Annotated in this window: 14 protein-coding genes; 11 read left to right on the forward strand and 3 right to left on the reverse strand. The window is 54.5% G+C overall.

Translation table 11 applies throughout. From position 1 onward, the window contains the following. Positions 1–14: 14 nt before the first annotated feature. The 3 genes from Dpoa569_RS01355 to rhlB all read right to left on the reverse strand — a co-directional run bounded on the left by Dpoa569_RS01355 (position 15) and on the right by rhlB (position 4,800). A complete protein-coding gene (locus Dpoa569_RS01355; protein ID WP_042873329.1) occupies positions 15–1,829 on the reverse strand; it encodes a glycosyl hydrolase family 28 protein in 1,815 nt (604 codons plus the stop codon). A 180-nt stretch (positions 1,830–2,009) separates the two neighbouring features. Beyond that, complete coding sequence (ppx, locus tag Dpoa569_RS01360; protein WP_042873327.1) at positions 2,010–3,506, reverse strand: exopolyphosphatase; 1,497 nt, start codon at positions 3,504–3,506, stop codon at positions 2,010–2,012. A gap of 7 nt (positions 3,507–3,513) precedes the next feature. Next, on the reverse strand, positions 3,514–4,800 hold the full coding sequence (gene rhlB, locus Dpoa569_RS01365; protein WP_042873325.1) for an ATP-dependent RNA helicase RhlB: 1,287 nt from the start codon (positions 4,798–4,800) through the stop codon (positions 3,514–3,516). A 119-nt stretch (positions 4,801–4,919) separates the two neighbouring features. Between rhlB and trxA the strand changes: the two genes are divergently transcribed. From trxA to wecG, 11 genes are all read left to right on the forward strand, one after another. Beyond that, positions 4,920–5,246 carry a thioredoxin TrxA gene (gene trxA / locus Dpoa569_RS01370; protein WP_042873324.1) on the forward strand — a complete coding sequence of 109 codons (327 nt, stop codon included), beginning with the start codon at positions 4,920–4,922 and terminating at the stop codon, positions 5,244–5,246. Between the two features lie 421 nt (positions 5,247–5,667). Continuing rightward, a complete protein-coding gene (gene rho, locus Dpoa569_RS01375; protein WP_042873323.1) occupies positions 5,668–6,927 on the forward strand; it encodes a transcription termination factor Rho in 1,260 nt (419 codons plus the stop codon). Positions 6,928–7,400: 473 nt separating this feature from the next. Beyond that, positions 7,401–8,423, forward strand: coding sequence for an ECA polysaccharide chain length modulation protein (gene wzzE, locus Dpoa569_RS01380; RefSeq protein ID WP_042873321.1), 1,023 nt, complete (start codon positions 7,401–7,403; stop codon positions 8,421–8,423). 80 nt (positions 8,424–8,503) lie between these two features. Next, a complete protein-coding gene (gene wecB, locus Dpoa569_RS01385; protein WP_071604348.1) occupies positions 8,504–9,625 on the forward strand; it encodes a non-hydrolyzing UDP-N-acetylglucosamine 2-epimerase in 1,122 nt (373 codons plus the stop codon). Between the two features lie 4 nt (positions 9,626–9,629). Next, entirely contained in the window at positions 9,630–10,892 is a 1,263-nt protein-coding gene (gene wecC / locus Dpoa569_RS01390; RefSeq protein ID WP_042873317.1) for a UDP-N-acetyl-D-mannosamine dehydrogenase, read from the forward strand. Between the two features lie 47 nt (positions 10,893–10,939). Continuing rightward, complete coding sequence (gene rffC, locus Dpoa569_RS01395; RefSeq protein WP_042873315.1) at positions 10,940–11,656, forward strand: dTDP-4-amino-4,6-dideoxy-D-galactose acyltransferase; 717 nt, start codon at positions 10,940–10,942, stop codon at positions 11,654–11,656. Positions 11,657–11,674: 18 nt separating this feature from the next. Next, complete coding sequence (gene rffA, locus Dpoa569_RS01400) at positions 11,675–12,805, forward strand: dTDP-4-amino-4,6-dideoxygalactose transaminase (protein ID WP_042873313.1); 1,131 nt, start codon at positions 11,675–11,677, stop codon at positions 12,803–12,805. Then, positions 12,805–14,055 (forward strand): lipid III flippase WzxE, encoded by a 1,251-nt coding sequence (gene wzxE, locus Dpoa569_RS01405; RefSeq protein WP_042873311.1) that lies wholly within the window; start codon positions 12,805–12,807, stop codon positions 14,053–14,055. The genes rffA and wzxE overlap by 1 nt, the downstream gene beginning before the upstream one ends. Next, the gene (locus tag Dpoa569_RS01410; protein ID WP_146410968.1) at positions 14,052–15,137 is read left to right on the forward strand and encodes a TDP-N-acetylfucosamine:lipid II N-acetylfucosaminyltransferase; all 1,086 of its coding nucleotides are present in this window, start codon (positions 14,052–14,054) and stop codon (positions 15,135–15,137) included. The genes wzxE and Dpoa569_RS01410 overlap by 4 nt, the downstream gene beginning before the upstream one ends. Beyond that, complete coding sequence (gene wzyE / locus Dpoa569_RS01415; protein ID WP_050569511.1) at positions 15,130–16,470, forward strand: ECA oligosaccharide polymerase; 1,341 nt, start codon at positions 15,130–15,132, stop codon at positions 16,468–16,470. Before Dpoa569_RS01410 ends, wzyE begins: the two co-directional genes overlap by 8 nt. Then, positions 16,467–17,204 carry a lipopolysaccharide N-acetylmannosaminouronosyltransferase gene (wecG, locus tag Dpoa569_RS01420; protein WP_042873308.1) on the forward strand — a complete coding sequence of 246 codons (738 nt, stop codon included), beginning with the start codon at positions 16,467–16,469 and terminating at the stop codon, positions 17,202–17,204. Before wzyE ends, wecG begins: the two co-directional genes overlap by 4 nt. Positions 17,205–17,426: the final 222 nt, after the last annotated feature.

Here is a 17,426-nt window from a genome sequence, read left to right on the forward strand (position 1 = left end):
GGATGACCCTTCTGTCAGGGAGTGACGATTTTGCCGTCCACGCTAACGTTTTTCACCTTACCGAATTTCCACGGCGATGTGCCACTGCACAGATTGCTGAACGTCAGGTTATTGAACTGACTGTCGGTCAGGTCGCTTATCGCGGTGGGCATCACACTGCTGAACTTGATGTTGCTGAAGGTGAACTGGCTTTGCCAGATGTTTTTGCCGTCGTCACCACTTATCTCAATGGCCGGGCTTGAGCCGATACCATCCTGCACAGTAACGTTCTTGACGGTGAAGTCATAGAAACGTGCAGGCACAGTGGCGGGAGTGTAGTCGATGGTGCCGTTGTTGTCGGCGTAACTTAATGTCACGATAATGGCCTGCCTGGCAAGGTTTTTCATGGCGCTATTGCGGAATACGATGCCATGCGCGCCACCACCGATGGCGGGAGCGCTCTTGGCTCGCAAGCCAATGTCGTTCTGGTTAATTACGTTGTTTTCCGCCAGGACATCGATAATGCCTGCACCGGTGTGGCTGCCTAACACCACTGCGCCGTGCCCATGACGGAAATAGTTGTTGAATAGCCAGGCGTGTTGTGTCGGCTTCTGGTATTGCGCAGACTGGCCCATACCGGCGGCGAAATTGATGCTGTCGTCACCGGTATCAAACACGCTGTTGAATACCATAATGTTTTGGCTATTGCCAAATTCGACGCCGTCGCCATTGTTGGCATTGAAAGTCTGATGAATAACGCCGTTTTCCACCACATTTTGGCTTTCCAGGAACATCACGCCATGGTTGGCCGGGTTACGAATGGTGACATCAGCGATGTAGGCGTTTTTAACGCCGCGTAGGGTAATCAGGCTTGAACGGTGCTGGCTGTAGGCAGTTTTGGCGTCCATGCCGGTAGCGATAGCCGCTGCTACCTGGTTTTTCGCCAGAATGCCGTCTTTGCTAACCTTGCTGTTATCACTTTTTACGTACTGCGGCAGGTTTTTGCCCAGTTCGTCTTTAGCGTCAGCGCTACGCTGCCAGCCGTTGCCGTCGATAATCCCTTTGCCGGTGATGCGGATGTTCTGGAGTATCCCGACAGCAGAGCTGGTTTTATCGATGGCATTAATCAGCGAAGCCGGGCGCATCTGGGATGAGTAACTGTAAATCTTGTAGGTGTCGGGATAATCGGCCGAATTATCCGACCCTAACAGCGTCGCACCCTGCAACAGATTCAGCGTCATGTCGCTTTTCAGCCACAATGCACCGGTTTTGAAAACCCCTGCCGGGACGTCGATGCGGCAACCGGTTGGGCAGGCGTCAATCGCTTTCTGAATTGCGCTGGTATTGAGCGTGGTGCCGTCGCCTTTCGCGCCGTACTGAGTAATGGTGATCACTTTCGGTATAGCTGTGGTAGTGACAGTGACCGGGTTACTGTCAGCAGAGGTCGTGCCGTCGGCATACACTGCCCGAACAGTGAACTGGTAGTTGGTGTTGGCTTTCAAGCCGTCGATTTTGGCGTTTTGCATTACAATCCGGTGGTGAAAATTGGCTGTATCATTTTTGTAAAACGCAGTGATGTATGGCTTAGCTGGCGAGTTTTTGTCGTTGTTTTGACTGGCTAGCCCGATGAGCTGGCCGTTCTGGTAAATCTGGTAGTCGGTGATGTTGGTCGTATCTTCCGGTGCGTCCCACGCCAGCACCACGCTGTGGTCATCATAAGACAATGTTGGAATCTGTAGTTTTTGTGGTGCCTGAACAGTGCTGGCCTCTGTCAGCGCTGGGATGCTGAGCAGGAATATCGACGTTATTGATGCCAGAACATGGCGTCGGGAAAATGTGATGATTTTCATCCGAATTCCTTAATTCTGTTGAAATCAGAGATCTGTACTTGAATCAGGTGCAACGCGACTTTAAAAAAAAGAAAAGGTTTTTTATAAAAACACATCTCATATTTCTTTTTTTCAACGTGCTCACAAAATTAGTCGAGGAAATAACAGAAAGGGGTAACTAATTGTTACCCCTTTTTGCTGTCAGATGGTGTGTTCTTCAATGATAAGTGGCCAGTGCACATAACTTTGCCACAGGCTCTCTTGCGACAGGGTTTCAGCTCTTAAGGGATGTTGGTCAAGCCAGCCGGTAGGTAGAATGACGCGCAAGCTTTCACCCTCTACCCGCAACCTGACTGCTGGCAGGGTGTCGTCGCGGCGGCGGCTGGCAAAGATGATTGCCAGACGCAGCAGACGGCAAAGCCGCTGCGCCAGATTAACCTGTAGCGCGTTTTGTTGTGTCAGCGGGATAGGATCGATGGTGTTGCTCTGGTTTTGCAGCAGTGTCGCCAGTAATTTTTTCTGGGCGGGAGTAAAGCCGGGCAGGTCGCTGTTGCGAACCAGATACGCTGCATGTAATGGTGCCTGACGAAAATCGACGCTCAGGCCGATTTCGTGAATCAGACAGACGCTGCCCAGTAATTCCCGACATCGGCCATCCAGTTGCCAATCACGCGCGACCTGTTGCAGGAAATTGTCCGCCAGCAACCTGACTCGCTGTGCTTGTTCGCTATCCAGCAGATAGCGGCGTTGCAGGTTTTGCAGCGTGCGGTGGCGAATGTCTTGCTCAATCGGCAAATGCAACATGCCGTAGACCAGCCCTTCGCGCAACGCGCCGCCTGCCAGCGTCATGGAGTCGATTTCCAGTTCCTGAAAGATGGCCAGCAGGATAGACAAGCCACTGGGAAACACCAGTGCCCGTTCCAGCGTCAGCCCTTCAATTTCAAGCTCTTCCAGTTTGCTGCACTGGATGGCGCGTTGCTTGAGTTGGCGCAGTTTGCTAAGGGTGATGTATTCGTCCATTCCCTGCGCCACCATGATTTCCTGTAGCGCCTGTACTGTGCCGGACGCGCCGACGCAAATCTGCCACCCTTGCTGGCGCAGAATGTCTTTCACCGGGCGTATCATCTCGCGGGCGGCCTGTTCAGCCTGATCAAAATGGGCCTGAGTCAGGTCACGATCAGCGAAATAGCGTTCCAGCCAGGTGACGCAGCCCATTGGCAGGCTGAATAACTGAGTATGACGGGCACCGATGCCGGTTGCCAGCTCGGTGCTGCCACCGCCGATATCCACTACCAGTCGTTGTTCCGGCCCGCCGGTGGTATGAGCGACACCCTGATAGATGAGTCGTGCTTCTTCTTCGCCGCTGATAACCTGAATCGGCAGACCCAGAATCTGTTGGGCTCGTTCAAGGAATTCGTCAGCGTTAGTGGCCAGTCTCAGCGTTGCCGTCGCTACCACGCGAACCTGTTGCGCCGGAATATCCTGCAACCGTTCGGAAAATAGTGCCAGACAGTGCCAGCCGCGCTGCATTGCCTCTGGTGAGAGGCGGTTATTAGCATCCAGCCCGGCTGCCAGACGGACTTTGCGCTTGATACGAGCCAGCGTTTGTACACTGCCCGCTACCTCACGCGCCACCAGCATATGAAAGCTATTGGACCCTAAATCGATAGCGGCATAAAAAGAAGAAGCGCTCAGCATCGGCAACTCAACCCGGTCGTTTTCGATTGCTGCGGGGCGCACCGCTACGGCGAGGCGCGCCGGGTCGGCGTGGGCCACCGCTGGAGCGCGGGCGGCTCAGACGTTTTGGCTCCGGCAGGTCAGCCAGCAAGGCTTCGCTGCTGTATTTGCTCACCGGAATACGGTGGCCGATATAATCTTCAATCGCTGGCAGATTCAGTGCGTACTCTTCGCAGGCCAGGCTAATGGAATAGCCGCTGGCGCCAGCACGACCGGTACGACCGATACGGTGTACGTAGTCTTCGCAATCATCAGGTAAGTCGTAGTTGAACACGTGGGTCACGGACGGAATATGCAGACCTCGCGCCGCCACATCGGTCGCCACCAGAATATCCAGATGACCCTGAGTGAACTCTTCGAGTATGCGCAGCCGCTTTTTCTGCGCCACATCGCCGGTCAGCAGGCCGACACGATGGCCGTCTGCGGCCAGATGGCCCCAGATGTCTTCACAACGGTGTTTTGTGTTGGCAAAGATGATGCAGCGATCTGGCCACTCTTCTTCGATCAACGTTTGCAGCAGCCGCATCTTCTCTTCATTGGAAGGATAAAACAGCTCTTCCTTGATGCGATGACCGGTTTTTTGCTCCGGTTCCACCTCGACGTATTCGGCGTTGTTCATCTGCTCAAACGCCAGTTCACGCACGCGGTAGGATAAGGTGGCGGAAAACAGCATGTTCAGACGTTGATTAGCCGGCGGCATACGGCGGAACAACCAGCGGATATCTTTGATAAAGCCAAGATCGTACATGCGATCAGCCTCATCCAGCACCACTACCTGAATAGCGCCCATATGGACATGGTTCTGCTTGGTGTAATCGATTAAACGACCGGTGGTACCGATAAGAATATCGACGCCGTCTTCCAGCACTTTTAGCTGCTTGTCGTAGCCGTCGCCACCGTAAGCTAGCCCCAGTCGCAGACCAGTCGCCTTCGCCAGTGCTTCGGCATCGGTATAGATCTGTACCGCCAGTTCACGGGTCGGCGCCATGATCAGTGCACGGGGTTGGTTGGTCTGGCGTTCGGCGGGGGCGGGGTGAGTCAGCAAATAATGAAATGTAGACGCCAGAAATGCCAGCGTCTTGCCTGTTCCGGTTTGCGCCTGGCCCGCCACGTCACGGCCTGACAGCGCCAGCGGTAATGCCAGCGCCTGAATGGGTGTGCAGTTATAAAAGCCTTTATTTTCAAGTGCTTCAATAACCTGCGGATGCAGTGCGAAGTCGGAAAACTTCTGTTCGGTTAAATGTGTTTTGCTCATAGCGTGGTAGAATATCAGTTAACTATTGCTTTACGAAAGCGTATCCAGTGAAATAAAGTCAACCTAATAGTTGGTTAATGCTACACCAATTGGGTAGAGATAATCCTGCGGAGTAAAACATGAGCGATAAAATTATTCATCTGACGGACGACAGCTTTGAGGTGGACGTATTGCAGTCCGGGCATGTGACACTGGTTGATTTCTGGGCTGACTGGTGTGGTCCTTGTAAAATGATTGCTCCGATTCTGGATGAGATCGCCGATGAGTATGATGGCAAACTGACGATTGCCAAACTTAACATTGATGAGAACCCGGCTACTGCGCCGAAATACGGTATCCGTGGTATCCCGACGCTGCTGCTGTTTAAGAATGGCGAAGTTGCCGCTACTAAAGTGGGCGCGCTGTCCAAAGGGCAATTGAAAGAGTTTCTGAACGCCAATCTGTAATCCGTCATACATTTAGTTCCCAGGCGGCAGCGGGATAGGGTAATGAGATTTTCTCATTCTGACCGCTGGACGCCTACCGGGAAGCGTGCTAGATTCGTTAATACTGCACATCGTACTTACCTTATAGTTTGATCCTTAGGCTTGAGCCTGAAGTTAGAATCTAAAGTTTTATCCCATGCTAGGCTCGGAAATTATTAATTTTCAGCATGTTAGCTTCCGGTCCAGCAATCTGACAGTTTTTACGTTAAATTAGTTTTGCGGTGTCTTCGACCTCTTGCCATGTGTGTGCCTCGTATCAGTGCGATTCGGCCTGAGCGGCACAATGTCTGGTGATTGAAGGCGGTTAAGCGGCATGGATGTTCCTGCCATACCATTCACGTTAATAGTTCGAGATTTACCCCGAGTTTAAGAACCCACCATTATGAATCTTACCGAATTAAAAAATACGCCAGTATCTGAGTTGATTACTCTTGGCGAGAATATGGGGCTGGAGAATCTGGCTCGTATGCGTAAACAGGATATTATTTTCGCTATCCTTAAGCAGCACGCAAAAAGTGGTGAAGACATCTTTGGCGATGGCGTACTGGAAATATTGCAGGATGGTTTTGGTTTCCTCCGTTCCGCAGACAGTTCCTACCTCGCCGGCCCTGATGATATCTACGTTTCCCCTAGCCAAATCCGACGCTTCAACCTCCGCACTGGCGATACTATTTCCGGTAAGATTCGTCCTCCGAAAGAGGGTGAGCGCTATTTTGCACTGCTGAAGGTCAACGAAGTCAACTACGACAAACCGGAAAATGCCCGTAGCAAAATCCTGTTTGAAAACCTGACGCCGCTACATGCTAATTCGCGTCTGCGTATGGAGCGCGGTAACGGCTCTACTGAAGACCTGACGGCTCGTGTGCTGGATCTGGCTGCGCCGATTGGTCGTGGACAGCGTGGTTTGATCGTGGCACCGCCGAAAGCCGGTAAAACCATGTTGCTGCAAAATATCGCTCAAAGCATCGCTTACAACCATCCTGATTGTGTATTGATGGTGCTGCTGATTGACGAACGTCCGGAAGAAGTGACGGAAATGCAGCGTTTGGTGAAAGGGGAAGTGGTGGCGTCAACCTTTGACGAACCGGCTTCTCGCCATGTTCAGGTTGCCGAAATGGTGATCGAGAAAGCCAAACGTCTGGTTGAGCACAAGAAGGACGTCATTATCCTGCTGGACTCTATCACTCGTCTGGCGCGTGCTTACAACACCGTGGTACCGGCGTCCGGCAAGGTGCTGACCGGGGGGGTTGACGCTAACGCCCTGCATCGTCCGAAGCGTTTCTTCGGTGCGGCCCGTAACGTCGAAGAAGGCGGCAGCCTGACTATCATCGCCACTGCGCTTATTGATACCGGTTCGAAGATGGACGAAGTGATTTACGAAGAGTTCAAGGGCACCGGTAATATGGAATTGCACCTGTCTCGTAAGATTGCAGAGAAACGAGTGTTCCCAGCCATCGACTACAATCGTTCTGGTACTCGTAAGGAAGAGCTGTTGACCACGTCTGAAGAGCTGCAGAAGATGTGGATTCTGCGCAAGATCATCCATCCGATGGGCGAGATCGATGCGATGGAGTTCCTTATCAACAAGCTGGCGATGACCAAAACCAACGACGAGTTCTTCGATATGATGAAACGCTCCTAATAGGTTGTGTCATACAAGAAAACGCCACGATATCGTGGCGTTTTGCGTTGTCAGCCTGGTATGCGGTAGTTGGCATTTTCGAACACACAGCCCTCTTTGAGAGCTGAGCTGTATAATGGTTTTGTTGCTCGGATGTGCAAGAACTTTCTGAAAATTTTGGTAAATTGACGCCGATAGGCTCAATTACCGGTAGTATTATCAGGCGCTGATAAATGTGTTATGAATCATGATGGGTGCCCAATTAGTCGCCGTATTCCTGTGCTCTGTCTTACTCACTGCTGATGGTTGGCGGTGTCTCTGTCTACATCTGCGTTTGCCTGCTATTGTTCCTGGTTTACCTTATATGCGCGGATGCGTTGGTTAGCACGCTGGATCGCTTTGATACCAGTATTGGTGTGTAGGTAGCGTTACTATCGAAGTCATCGCTATTGTTGATAAACCGAAATTGTGAATAAACCAAATAGGAAAACTTCATGAAACGGGAAACACTCCCTCAGGCGATGCCGCTGGATGATGAACTGGATGTTCGCCTGCTTTGTCAGGTGCTCTGGCAGGGAAAAGTTTGGGTTGTCGGTTTTGCGGTGCTATTTGCGCTGCTGGCGTTGGTTTATTCCTGGCTGGTACAGCCGGTGTGGCGTACCAGCGCGGTTACCGATAAACCGGCGGCAGCCATGTTGTCGTCGTTCTTTGAACAGCAACAGTGGCTACATTCGCTGGATGCGTCGGAAACCATATTTGATGGTAACGCGATTGTGGAAGATGCCTATACCGAATTCACGATGCAGGCCGCCGCTTACGATACCCGGCGTGAGTTCTGGCTACAGTCGCCTTATTACCGCGAACATCGCAAAGGCGACGACAAGGCGGATGCCATTTTGCTGGATTCTCTGATCGACGATATTCAGTTTATGCCGCGTGATGTTGCAAAAAAAACCAACGATACCCTCAAATTGGCCGCTGATAATCCGCAAGATGCCAGTAATCTGTTACGGCAATATGTGCAATTCGCTAACCAGCGTGCCGTTAATCACCTTAATCAGAATCTGGCCGGAAACTGGGCAGCGCGTATCCGATTTGAGCGCATTTTGCTGCAACGAGAAGAGACGGTCGCGCGTGCTGCTTATGATCAGGAGCTAAAGCGTGTGACACAAGCGCTCGCGATTGCCCGCCAGCAAGGGATTACTGAGCCGAAAGGCGAGGATCTGTCTGATTCGGCGCTGTTTTTACAGGGGGATTCCTGGTTACAGGCGCGTCTGGACATGTTGAAGGCGAATGGGCCGGAATTTGACGCCGATTACGCGCCACGTCAGTCGGTTCTGACGATGCTGGAAGCCGGTCCGGTGCTGGCAGACCGCTTTCAGACGTACCGCTATCTGCATACGCCGGAAGAGCCGGTTCAGCGCGACAGTCCGCGCCGCGGTTTTCTGGTGCTGATGGGGAGCTTCATTGGCCTGCTGGTGGGCGCTGGTCTGGTGCTGGTGCGTCGCTCCATCTGAGTGACCAACAGGTTGATAGCAATTTGGGTCAGTAATACATTTTTACCGTGGCGGCAAACCGGAATTAAAGAGAGTCACCAGTGAAAGTCTTGACGGTTTTTGGCACTCGCCCTGAAGCGATAAAAATGGCGCCCATAATAAGGGCGATGGCTCAGGATGCTTTCTTTGAATCCCGCGTTTGTGTGACAGCACAGCACCGTGACATGCTTGATCAGGTGCTGAGCCTGTTTGAGATTATGCCGGACTACGACCTCAATATAATGCAGCCGGATCAGGGGTTGGTGGAGATTTCTTCACGTATTCTCTCTGGTCTGGGGTCGGTGTTGACCCAGTTCCAGCCTGACCTGCTGCTGGTGCATGGCGATACCACCACCACCCTGATGGCGAGTCTGGCGGCGTTCTACCATCGTATTCCGGTTGCCCATGTCGAAGCCGGACTACGTACCGGCAAGCTGACATCCCCCTGGCCGGAAGAGGCTAATCGTCTACTGACCGGGCATATAGCTACCTATCACTTTGCACCAACGATCACGGCGCGGCAGAATTTGCGGCGGGAACAGGTTCCGGCTTCCCGTATCTGGGTAACAGGCAATTCGGTGATTGACGCCTTGTTCTGGGTTCGGGATCGGATTACTCATGATGGTGAATTGCACGCGCAATTGCAGGAGAAGTACGCCTTTCTGGAACCGGAACGAAAAATAATTTTGGTTACCAGCCATCGGCGGGAGAGCTTTGGCGCGGGGATGGAACGAATTTGTCACGCGCTGGCGGTACTCGCTCAACATCATCCGGATATCCAAATTGTCTATCCGGTACACCGAAATCCCAACGTGCTGGAGCCGGTTCAACGTATTCTCAGCGGCATTGATAACGTGTTTTTGATAACGCCGCAGGACTATTTGCCTTTTGTCTATCTGATGCATCGCGCCTGGCTGATCCTGACGGATTCCGGGGGAATTCAGGAAGAGGCGCCTTCGCTCGGAAAACCTGTGCTGGTGATGCGCGAGACTACCGAAAGGCCAGAAGCGCTGGCCGCTGGTACCGTGCGGTTGGTGGGAACCGATACTGCGACTATCATCCGAGAGGTTTCCCGCCTGCTGGCAGATGCGTCTATTTATCAGGCAATGAGCTATGCGCATAACCCCTATGGCGACGGGTTAGCCAGCCAGCGAATTCTTTCTGTTTTGAAAAACACCGGGTAACTGCATGAGTTTTAATCGTATCTGTGTGGTGGGCCTGGGGTATATCGGCCTGCCGACTGCCGCATTGTTGGCATCACGGCAACAACCTGTTTTTGGTGTGGATGTGAACCCGCACGTGGTGGAGACCATCAACCAGGGCCATACTCATATTACAGAGCCGGGCCTGGCACAGACGGTGCAACTGGCGGTGGCGCAAGGGTATTTACAGGTCGGCACTCATCCGGTGTCGGCGCAGGCGTTTCTCATCGCGGTGCCGACCCCGTTAAAAGCGGGCCATCAGCCGGACATCTCGTTTGTTGAAACGGCTGCTTTGTCACTGGCGTCGGTGTTAAAACCGGGAGATGTGGTGATTCTTGAATCGACTTCGCCGGTCGGCACCACAGAGCAGATGGCAGCCTGGCTGGCGCAAGCGCGCCCGGATCTGAGCTTTCCCCAGCAGGTGGGTGAAGCGTCGGATATTCGTATTGCCTATTGTCCGGAACGGGTGTTGCCTGGCCGTATCATGGAGGAGCTGCTCAGTCAGGAGCGGGTGATAGGCGGGATGACGCCGCGTTGCGCAGCGCGGGCCAGCGAGTTGTATCGCCTTTTCCTTGATAGGGACTGTGTGATGACCGATGTGCGCACCGCAGAGATGTGCAAGTTGACAGAAAACAGCTTTCGGGATGTGAATATTGCGTTCGCTAATGAATTGTCGCTGATTTGTGCCGAACAACATATTGATGTGTGGACGCTGATTCAACTAGCTAATCGCCACCCGCGCGTCGATATTTTGCAGCCGGGACCGGGCGTCGGCGGCCACTGCATCGCGGTTGACCCGTGGTTTATCGTGTCTCAGCACCCGCAACAGGCACGCCTGATTCGTACTGCCCGCGAGGTGAATGATGCCAAACCACGCTGGGTGATGGAGCGGGTGAAGATTATGGTGGCAGAGGCGCTGGCGCAGAGGGGAAATCGTGCTTGTGAACTGCGCATCGCCTGTCTGGGGCTGGCATTCAAGCCTGATGTGGAAGATCTTCGCGGAAGTCCGGCGCTGGCGATTGCGGAACAGATTGCCGAATGGCATGTCGGGATTACCTGGGTCGTTGAGCCGAATATCCGGCAGTTGCCGCCTGGGTTACAGGGAAAAGCGAGGTTAGTGAATATTGATCTCGCGCTGAGTGAAGCGGATATGTTGGTGCTGCTGGTGGATCACCGGCAGTTCAGGGCGCTTGCCCCTGAACAGGTAGCGCAACGTTGGGTGGTGGACACCAAAGGCGTCTGGCGGTGAAGCGGCGTCGGTGACCTCTGTTGATTCGGCGTTAACCGGAGTGACCTATGCCTGTGAGTGCTGAGATGTGTGCGGAAATTGAACCTCTGGTATGGGAAAGTGATTTTTTCCAGCGTATCAGTGGAAGGTTGAGTTTCACCGATACCGCACCGCCGTTAACCTTTACTGAGCTGGATCGCTATGAGTTATGTCAGGCTAAACTGGCGGCAGACGATTTGGTGACGGCAGATGCACTGTTTGCGCTGGGGTTCCGGCTGGCGGAAGGCGAGGTGGATTTCAGTATGCCGGTTGTCCCTGCTGCCAGGGCGGTGTTTGCCGTTGGCGTTCGGGAGGCTGAAGTCGGCGATATCCCGGCGCTGCGTGCGGCGGCGGCAAAAAGTTTTGTGCTGAGCCGGTTTCGGGCGCCGTGGTATCGACCGGATGATTGTGGCCGTTTTTACGCTCGTTGGGTAGAGAAAGCGGTATACGGCACCTTTGATGACGCTTGTCTGGTGCTGGGGGTACAAGGTGGGCCGCTGCAAGGGTTTGTCACTTTACGCCAGACATCGCCAAACTCGGCGCGCATCGGCGTGTTGTCCGCCTGGCCGGGTATGACCGGGCAGGGAATTGGGCAACGGTTGATGCAGGTGGCGCGGGTCTGGTGCCAGCAACGTGGTATTCGCCGGCTGACGGTGGCGACGCAGACCAGTAATCTGGCGGCTTTACGGCTCTATCTGCGCAGCGGCGCACGGGTGGAGAGCACCGCCTACTGGTTTTATCGATGAAGGTTTGCAGGTGACGAGATGATTCCTTTTAATGCGCCGCCGGTGGTGGGATCGGAACTGGAATATATGCGGGCGGCGATGCGCAGCGGTAAAATCAGCGGTGATGGCGCCTTTACCCGCCGTTGTCAGCAATGGCTGGAACATTACTCTGGCAGTGGCAAAGTGCTGTTGACGCCGTCCTGCACCGCATCGCTGGAGATGGCGGCGTTATTGCTGAATATCCAACCCGGCGATGAAGTCATCATGCCGAGCTATACCTTCGTTTCGACCGCCAATGCTTTTGTGCTGCGTGGCGCCACCATTGTGTTTGTCGATATCCGTCCCGATACCCTCAATCTTGATGAAAACCATATTGAAGCGGCGATTACAAAAAAGACGCGCGCCATTGTGGTGGTGCATTACGCCGGGGTGGGTTGCGAGATGAGCGCTATCATGGCGTTGGCGCAACAGTACGGCCTTTTTGTGGTGGAGGATGCGGCACAGGGGATGATGTCGCATTATCAGGACCGGCCTTTGGGCGCTATCGGCCATATCGGTTGTTTTAGTTTTCACGAAACCAAGAATTACACCGCCGGCGGCGAAGGCGGTGCGACGCTGATTAACGACCCTGAACTGGCGGCGCGCGCCGACATTATCCGTGAGAAAGGCACCAACCGCAGCCAGTTTTTTCGTGGACAGGCGGATAAGTACACCTGGCGCGATATCGGCTCCAGTTATCTGATGGCGGATATTCAGGCCGCTTACCTGTGGGGGCAACTGGAGGTGGCGCAGCGTATTCATGACCGGCGTCTGACGTTATGGCAACACTATGCGCGGGCATTTGCACCGCTGGCGGCGCTGGGTCGGGTGACATTGCCGGTGATTCCGGCAGACTGCCGTCACAATGGTCACCTGTTTTTCCTGCGTCTGCGTGATGAGGCAGAACGCTCAGCGTTTATCAGCCATATGAAAGAAGCGGACATACTGGCGGTGTTCCACTACATTCCTTTGCATTCCAGTCCGGCTGGTCGGCAATTTGGGCGCTTTGTCGGCGAAGATAGGCATACTACGCGGGAAAGCGAACGGCTGGTACGTCTGCCGTTGTTCTACAACTTGTCTGATCTTAACCAGCGTACTGTCATCCATTCGGCGCTGAGTTTCTTTTCCTGATGTCGCTGGCACGGGCATCACTGTGGACGGCGGCTTCAACGCTGGTCAAAATCGGCGCGGGGCTGGTGATCATCAAACTGCTGGCGGTGGCGTTCGGTCCGGAAGGCGTCGGGTTGGCCGGTAACTATCGCCAGTTGATCACCGTGCTGGGGGGGATGGCCTGTGGGGGGATTGTCAACGGCATTACCCGTGCGGTGGCTGCCGCGCCGCCTGCGCCTGATCGCCCCAGTCCATTGCTGGGAACGGCGGTGTCGCTGTCGATGGGGTTTTCGCTATTGCTGGCGCTATCGCTGGGGTTGCTGGCTGCGCCGCTGTCACGCCTGTTGTTTGGCGATGACGGCTACCAGCCGGTCATTGTGGCACTGGCCTGGCTGCAACTGGGGATAGCTGGTTCCAGCCTGCTGCTGGCGATCCTGAAAGGGTATCAGGATGCGCAAGGCAATGCGCTGGCGGTGATGGCGGGCAGTCTGCTGGGCGCGGTGGCGTATGGCGTTAGTTTCTGGTTGGGGGAGTATACCGGCGCACTGGTGGGCCTGGCGCTGATGCCCGCACTGGTGTGCCTGCCTGCGTTAGCGTTGTTATTGCGGCGCACGCCATTAGGTTTGCGAGCACTCACACCTTCATGGTCGTGGCCGCTGGCTGGTCAGTTAACCCGGTTCAGCCTGATGACGTTGATAACCGCGGTGACGATGCCGGTAGGCTATGTGATGATGCGAAACCTGCTGGCAGCTCATTATACCTGGCAGGACGTCGGGCTATGGCAGGGGATGACGACCATTTCCGATGTCTGGCTGCAATTCATTACCGCCTCGTTTACGGTTTATCTGCTGCCTGCGCTGGCGCGACTGCAAGATAAGACCGCGATCCGGTATGAGATTTTCAGCGCATTACGGTTTGTGCTGCCGATGGCGGCGTTGATGGCCGTGGTTATCTGGCTAATGCGCGATATAGCGATTCACTTACTGTTTTCCGGCGCGTTTTCGGCCATGCGTGACCTGTTTGTATGGCAGCTGGCGGGTGATGTATTGAAAGTAGGCGCTTACGTTTTTGGTTATCTGGTGGTGGCCAGAGCCTCGCTGCGGTTCTATGTGCTGGCTGAATTGGGGCAGTGTCTGTTGTTGGGCGGGTTTGCCCGCTGGCTGATTCCATTGCATGGCGCGCTGGGCGCATCACAGGCGTATCTGGCAACCTATGCGGTCTATTTTTTGTTGTGTTGCGGCGTTTTCATGCTGTATTGCAGGCGAGCATGACCACACTTATCCATGTTCTGGGGGCGGATATTCCCCACCATAACCACACGGTGCTGCGTTTCTTTAATGATACGCTGGCACCGTCGCTGCCATTGCATCAGACGCGACGGTTTATGGTGGTGTCGGCGACTGAACTCTCCAGGCATACCTATGCGATGCTGCATATAACACGCTTTGCTAGCCAGAAAGCGCTGGCGCGCGCTGTGGTCGCGCAGGCGCGGGCAGATCGCACCGTCCGCTTCTTTTTTCACGGCCAGTTTAACCCCTGGTTGTGGCTGGCGTTGCTGTGTGGCGGTATCCGCACCACGCAGGCATACTGGCATATCTGGGGCGCGGACCTGTATGAAGAGGCCCATGGCTGGCGCTACCGCTGGTTTTACCGTCTGCGGAGGTTGGCGCAACGCCGGGTCGCGCAGGTGTTCGCTACGCGCGGCGATATCGACTATTTCCAACGCCGCTACCCGGCGGCGTTGGCGTCGCTGCTCTATTTTCCCACCCGCATGAACCCGTACGACGTGCGTACACATGAAAAAGCGCCGGACGCACCGTTGACCATTCTGGTCGGCAACTCCGGTGATCGCAGTAACCGCCATCTGGCGGCGCTGGACGCCATTCATCGTCAGTGTGGCGCGCAGGTGCGGGTGATCGTGCCGATGGGGTATCCGGCAGACAATCATGCCTACATTGAGCAGGTGTCACAGCATGGGCTGGCGTTATTTGGTGCTGAGCGCTGCCGTATTCTGCGCGAATCGTTGGCGTTCGACGACTATCTGGCGTTGTTGCGTACCTGCGATCTGGGTTACTTTCTGTTTCATCGTCAGCAGGGGATCGGCACGCTGTGTTTGTTAATTCAACTGGGTATACCGTTCGTTATCAGTCGTCATAACCCATTCCGGCAGGATTTGGCGGAACAGCGCCTGCCGGTATTGCTGGGCGAGGAGGAACTGAACGAGGCCATGGTGCGTGACGCCAGCGAGCAACTGATGCGGGTGGATACCCGGCAGATTGCGTTCTTCAGCCCCGGCTATGAACAAGGGTGGCGACGGGCGTTGGCGCTGGCAGCGGGAGACGGCGATGACTGAGTGGACGTTTTTCGGGTTGTGGCTGGTCTGGCTGGGGGGCAGCGGCGTGGTGTTGTGGCTCTGCGGGCGTGAGTTCCGCCGTTGTCGTTTCAACTTCAACGTGCTGTTTTCATTGCTGTATCTGCTGACGTTCTATTTCGGTTTCCCGTTGACGGCTTTACTGGCGTTTCGCTTCGGCGTTGAGACGGCCTCGCCACTGAATTTATTGCTGGCGCAGCTGTCCGCCACGGCGTTTTATGTCATCTATTATGCCGGTTATAAAATACGGCTACGATCCGTGTCGTCGGTCACTCGTCCGCTACCGCTGACCATGACGCGGCTGGAAGTCCTTATCGCCTGTGGGTTGCTGGCAATGGTGGCGCTGACGACCACCGCGGTGTTCTTTGCCAACAACGGCTTGTTGTTGTTCAAACTCGGTTCTTACAGCCAGATTTTTTCTCGTGATGTCGCCGGTGTTGCCCTGAAACGCTTCTTTTACTTCTTTATTCCCGCCATGTTGATGTGGTATTTCCTGCATCAGACCCGACGCGCCTGGCTGATTTTCCTGTTGGCGACGGTGGCGTTTGGCGGGTTGACTTATCTGCTGGTGGGCGGCACGCGTGCCAATCTCATTATCGCTTTTGCCTTATTTCTGTTTATCGGCCTGCAACGCGGCTGGATAGCGCTGTGGATGCTGGCAGCGGCAGGCTGCGCCGGTATTGTGGCGATGTTCTGGCTGGCGCTTAAGCGTTACGGTCTGGATGTGCACGGTGACGAGGCGTTTTACACCTTCTTGTATCTGACGCGAGATACCTTTTCGCCGTGGGAAAATCTGGCCGTGTTGTGGCAGCACCTTGACCAGATTACCCTGCAAGGGCTGGCACCCATCGTGCGGGATTTTTATGTGTTTATTCCCGCCTGGTTGTGGCCGGAACGGCCTGCGCTGGTGCTTAATAGCGCCAATTATTTCACCTGGGAAGTGCTGAATTATCATGCCGGGTTGGCGATATCGCCGACGTTGCTCGGTTCGCTATTGATCATGGGCGGCCCGCTGCTTATTCCGCCAGGTGCGGTCATCGTCGGCTTGCTTATCAAGGGGTTTGATGGGCTTTACCGCTACGGACGGCAGGTGGAAAACCGCTATCTGTCCGCCGTGTTGCAGGCGTTTTGCTTTGGTGCGGTGTTTAATCTGATCGTGCTGGTGCGCGAAGGCGTCGATGCGTTTGTTTCGCGGCTGGTGTTTTTCTGTCTGGTCTTCGCTGCCTGTTTGCTGATTGCTAAGCTGCTGTACTGGCTATTGTTGCGCGCCGGTGTGGTCGTTATCCGCACCCCGTCTCAAGGAGAAGGGAAATGAATAATGCGTTGCCGCAATACGTTATCCGCGGCATTCCGCTGCAGGGTTTTCGGGATAGGGAACAATGCGTGTCGATGCTGTTTTCGGGCGGTTCGCCGCGTCCGGGAACGCTGATTGCCATTAACGCCGAGAAGGTGCTGGCTGCCGATCACGATACGACATTGCGTGAACTGATGCTACAGGAAGGGCATTGTAACTATGCCGATGGTATCAGCGTGGTGTGCTCCATTCGCCGCAAGTACCCAGGCGCACAGGTGCAGCGCATCGCCGGCGCGGATCTGTGGGAGGCGCTGATGCAGCGCGCTGGTCAGCAGGGTACGCCGGTATTTTTACTGGGGGGAAAACCGTCAGTGTTAGCAGAAACCGAACGTAAGCTGCGTGAACAGTGGCAGGTCAACATTGTGGGAACACAGGATGGTTATTTCACGCCGCAGCAGCGTCAGACAGTCCTGGAGCATGTGCGTGACAGTGGCGCTCAACTGGTGACGGTAGCGCTGGGTTCCCCCCGACAGGAATTACTGATACGTGATTGCCGTCAGTTACACCCCAATGCGCTCTATATGGGGGTGGGCGGTACTTATGATGTGTTTACCGGGCAGGTTAAACGCGCCCCTGTGGCATGGCAGCGCTATGGGGTGGAATGGCTATATCGTCTGTTGACGCAACCCAGCCGTTTTCGTCGTCAGGTTAAATTATTACGTTATTTGGCCTGGCATTTCAGCGGTAGGCTTTAAAGCGTATCACCATATCGGCCTCGTCTTTTCTGACTATTGTCCCATTTTTTCCCCGGCTTTATCGTTGTGTTCAAGGTCTGTTCGCGCTATTTATTTCATCGTACTCAGGTACAAGGAAAGGTAGGAATCCGGTTTGCATTGCGGTATCTTCTCGGCCATTTTTCTGGCCGAAGGTCTGTTATGCCTTGCCGGGAGAGAGTCGGTATCCCCTTTAAAGCATGA

This window comes from Dickeya poaceiphila, from assembly GCF_007858975.2.
In the GTDB taxonomy this organism is placed as follows: domain Bacteria; phylum Pseudomonadota; class Gammaproteobacteria; order Enterobacterales; family Enterobacteriaceae; genus Dickeya; species Dickeya poaceiphila.

Coding starts and splice junctions, on each gene's coding strand:
- Dpoa569_RS01355 (WP_042873329.1), bottom strand. CDS start 1,829: ATGAAAATCATCACATTTTCCCGACGCCATGTTCTGGCATCAATAACG.
- ppx (WP_042873327.1), bottom strand. CDS start 3,506: ATGCTGAGCGCTTCTTCTTTTTATGCCGCTATCGATTTAGGGTCCAAT.
- rhlB (WP_042873325.1), bottom strand. CDS start 4,800: ATGAGCAAAACACATTTAACCGAACAGAAGTTTTCCGACTTCGCACTG.
- trxA (WP_042873324.1), top strand. CDS start 4,920: ATGAGCGATAAAATTATTCATCTGACGGACGACAGCTTTGAGGTGGAC.
- rho (WP_042873323.1), top strand. CDS start 5,668: ATGAATCTTACCGAATTAAAAAATACGCCAGTATCTGAGTTGATTACT.
- wzzE (WP_042873321.1), top strand. CDS start 7,401: ATGAAACGGGAAACACTCCCTCAGGCGATGCCGCTGGATGATGAACTG.
- wecC (WP_042873317.1), top strand. CDS start 9,630: ATGAGTTTTAATCGTATCTGTGTGGTGGGCCTGGGGTATATCGGCCTG.
- rffC (WP_042873315.1), top strand. CDS start 10,940: ATGCCTGTGAGTGCTGAGATGTGTGCGGAAATTGAACCTCTGGTATGG.
- rffA (WP_042873313.1), top strand. CDS start 11,675: ATGATTCCTTTTAATGCGCCGCCGGTGGTGGGATCGGAACTGGAATAT.
- wzxE (WP_042873311.1), top strand. CDS start 12,805: ATGTCGCTGGCACGGGCATCACTGTGGACGGCGGCTTCAACGCTGGTC.
- Dpoa569_RS01410 (WP_146410968.1), top strand. CDS start 14,052: ATGACCACACTTATCCATGTTCTGGGGGCGGATATTCCCCACCATAAC.
- wzyE (WP_050569511.1), top strand. CDS start 15,130: ATGACTGAGTGGACGTTTTTCGGGTTGTGGCTGGTCTGGCTGGGGGGC.
- wecG (WP_042873308.1), top strand. CDS start 16,467: ATGAATAATGCGTTGCCGCAATACGTTATCCGCGGCATTCCGCTGCAG.